The sequence below is a fragment of the Protofrankia sp. CiP1_Cm_nod4 genome (genome assembly GCF_982290645.1).
Map to the genome: position 1 here is coordinate 12,479 of NZ_CEVIVC010000070.1, position 3,377 is coordinate 15,855.

Here is a 3,377-nt window from a genome sequence, read left to right on the forward strand (position 1 = left end):
TGATCAGCAGGACCGTGCCCTGGACCTTGACCAGGTCGCGGTTGCCGATGTCGACGATCAGCATCTGCCCGACGCCGGGCAGCGCGAACACGTTCTCGATCACGACCGTGCCGGCGAGCAGGGTGGCGAACTCCAGGCCCAGCACGGACAGGACCGGCCCGGCCGCGTTGCGGACCCCGTGCCGCAGCAGCGCCCGGCCGCGGGTCAGCCCCTTCGCCCGGGCGGTGCGGATGAAGTCCGCGTGCAGCACCTCCAGCGTCGCCGAGCGGGTGAACCGCATCAGCACCGCGCCCTCCACCAGCGCCAGGGTGGCCACGGGCAGCGCCAGTGCGCGCACGGCCGCCGCCGGGTCGTCCCAGCCGTCCGGCGGGAACCCGCCGGCGGGCAGCACCCCCCACTCGACCGCGAACAGGGTGATGAGCATCAGCCCCACCCAGAAGCTGGGCACCGCGATGCCGAGCTGGCCGAGCGTGGACAGGGCCAGCCCGTCGGCCCGCCGGTGCCGGGCCGCCGCGATGATCCCGAGCGGCAGCGCGGCCGCGACGGCCAGGATGGTCGCGCCGGCCACCAGCGGCGCGGTCACCGTCAGCTTCTCGCCGAGCTGCGCCGACACGGACACCCCGTTCACCGCCGAGACACCGAAGTCTCCGGTGAGGACACCGCCGACCCAGCTGGCGTACTGGGTGGCCAACGGCCGGTCGACGCCGAGCTGGTGGCGGATCCAGGCGACCTGGTCCGGGCTGGCCGTGGTCCCCGCGATCACGTCGGCCACGTCGCCGGGCAGCAGCCGCAGCAGCAGGAAGACGAGCAGGCTCGCGATGACCAGCGACCCGGCCAGCAGGACGAGGCGCCGCAGCATGATCACCGCCATGGGCCCGCCCTCCGCACTCCCCACATCCTCCGTGCAATGACTTTACGTATCAGAATTGACACCCTCCGCGTCAGGAGTGGGCGTCGAACACGACGGCGGCCGGCCGGCTCAGGACTTCCTGATCTCGATCTTCGAGACGTCGTAGAGGGACGACAGGTTGTTGGTCGGGTAGCCGGTGACACCGGCCCGCACGACCTGCCGGGCCGGGCCGAGCAGCAGCCAGTCGCTGGCCGCGTCCTCGGAGATCTGCCGGGCGAGCCTGCGCAGGTTCTGGTCACGCTCGGCGTCCGAAGCCGCCGTCACCGCGGCCCGGTAGTCCTGCTGGGCGGCCGGGCTGTCGTAGCGCCAGTAGTAGCCCGGCTTCGCGTAGTTGCCCAGGTCCCGCGGTTCGGCGTGGTCGACGATGCTCAGGTCGTAGTCGGCGTTCCGGTACACCTGGGTCAGCCAGGTGGGGAACTCGACGCTGGTGATCCGTACCGTGATCCCGATGTCCTGGAGCTGGGAGCGCACGTACTCGGCGATGGCCGGCGGGTAGATGTTCGCGACCGTCAGGCCCAGGGTCAGCCCGCCGGCGTGGCCGGCGTCGGCGAGCAGCTTGCGGGCGTTCGCCGGGTCGTACCTGTCGATTCCGGTGAGGTCCTCGTACCAGGGGTCCAGCGGCGGGACGGAACTGCCGATCCGGGTGCCGCCGCCGAGTATCTTGATCAGTCCGTCCTTGTCGATGCCCTGCCGGATCGCGTGCCGGACCCGCGCGTCGGACAGCGGGGCGCGCGAGTGGTTGAACCCGAGAGTGATCTTGTCGCTGCTCGTGCCCGTGGAGACGGCGAAGTTCGGGTTGCCCTGGTAGGAGTTGACCAGTTCGATGTCGGTGATGGTGCCGATGTCGACCTGCCCGGTCCGCACCGCGTTGTTCTGCGCGTTCGGGTCGGTGAGGTAGCGGAAGACCACCCGGGCGACGCCGGCCTTCGGCCCCCAGTACCGGTCGTTGCGCACGAGCGTGACGCTGTCGCCGTGCCGCCAGCTGTCGAACCGGAACGGGCCGGTGCCGACCGGCCTGCTCTCCAGATCGGTGGCGCCCTCCCGGACGATGACGCCGGCGGCGCCGGTGAGCCGGTAGGTCAGGTTGGTGTCGCGGTCCTTCAGGGTGAGCACGACGGTCTTCTCGTCGGGCGCGGTCACCGAGGCCACCGAGGCCAGGTCGGCGGCGTTGGGATTGACCGATCCCGGCGCGCTGGCCCGGCTCAGGGAGGCCACCGCGTCGGCGGCACGCAGCGGTGAGCCGTCATGGAAGGTCACGCCGTCCCGCAGCGTGAAGGTGTAGGTCTTCCCGTCTTCCGAGACCTTGTAGGACGTGGCCAGCGCCGGGGTGATGACGCCGGAGCCGTCCCGCTGGAGCAGCCCCTGGTAGACGTTGTTGAGCAGGATCTGGCCGATGGCGGCGCCGGAGGCCCTGGTGATGTCGAGGCTGCCCGGCTCGAGAACGAGCCCGACGGTCAGGGTGGCGTCCGGGCTGGGCCTGCCGGCCGTGGTGGCTGCCGGGTCCGCCGCGCCGCCGGAGGCGTCCGAGCCGCAGGCCGTGAGCACCGCCAGCGCCAGGGCTGCCGCGCCGGCGAACAATCTGGTCTTCATCAGCTGCCTTCTCCTGGAAAGCCGTCGGGCACGGTCACGGCCGCGACCAGCGACGCCGCCGAGACCGTCCGGGGCCGCCCGATGCTGGCCGGCGCTTCCTGGCGACAGGACGGGCGCGAGCGTCGATGGTTACATAAAGTGACCAAAATGGGTGTTGGTGCATGCGCTGCATGCGCTGCATGAGGTGCGGGCCGTCTGCCGGAGCCCTGCCACCCCGCCGTACACGACGCCGCGCACGACGCGCCGCCATGGGGCGGTGCGCGACCCGTCGCGAAGGCCGCGGCCCCGCGGGGAAGCCGCGGCGATAAAGCGCGGTACGGCAGGAGAAGCGGGGGAGAGCCGGGAGGAGCAGCACCGTGCTGGCCGGCTCCGGTTCCGCGCGCTGCCGCCGATGGACGGTCCGGGCCTGACAGCTGTCAGCGGGGAACCGGTCCGGTGGGCAGCTGCCGTTCCGCCGCCACGCTCACCGGGCTTTCGGGATCAGCAACAGATCTGGTCGAAATGGTGCGCGCGGCGCGAGATCCAGAACGGGTCGAGAATCATCGCTGGCAGCCGACGCCCTGTGCGCACCGCATGAATGTAACCTCACGCGGGGTCAGACTCAATCAGGACCTCGCGGACGAGACCAGGCGGAGCCGGGCATGGATCGGACGAGACCAGGCGGAGCCGGGCATGGATCTGGCGAGACCAGGCGGAGCCGGGCATGGATCTACGGCTGGACGGGCGGCGCGCGATCGTGACCGGTGGCAGCCGTGGCATCGGGCGGGCCATCGCCAGGTCGCTGGCCGCCGAAGGGGCCAAGGCCGTGATCGGGTCGTGATCGCCGCGCGGGACGCCGACGCCCTGGCGGTGGCCGCCAGGCAGCTTGCGGCGGCGA

2 protein-coding genes and 1 pseudogene are annotated in these 3,377 nt (G+C 71.6%); 1 reads left to right on the top strand and 2 read right to left on the bottom strand.

Features of this window, described 5'->3' with window-relative positions:
• Positions 1 to 871, bottom strand: an 871-nt coding sequence (locus tag AC5LSR_RS14455) for an ABC transporter permease (protein ID WP_493468564.1), incomplete at its 3' end; no start/stop codon positions are given.
• 108 nt (positions 872 to 979) lie between these two features.
• The gene (locus AC5LSR_RS14460; RefSeq protein ID WP_250292152.1) at positions 980 to 2,500 is read right to left on the bottom strand and encodes an ABC transporter substrate-binding protein; all 1,521 of its coding nucleotides are present in this window, start codon (positions 2,498 to 2,500) and stop codon (positions 980 to 982) included.
• 703 nt (positions 2,501 to 3,203) lie between these two features.
• Between AC5LSR_RS14460 and AC5LSR_RS14465 the strand changes: the two are divergent.
• A pseudogene (locus AC5LSR_RS14465) lies at positions 3,204 to 3,377 on the top strand (SDR family NAD(P)-dependent oxidoreductase); the annotation flags it as partial.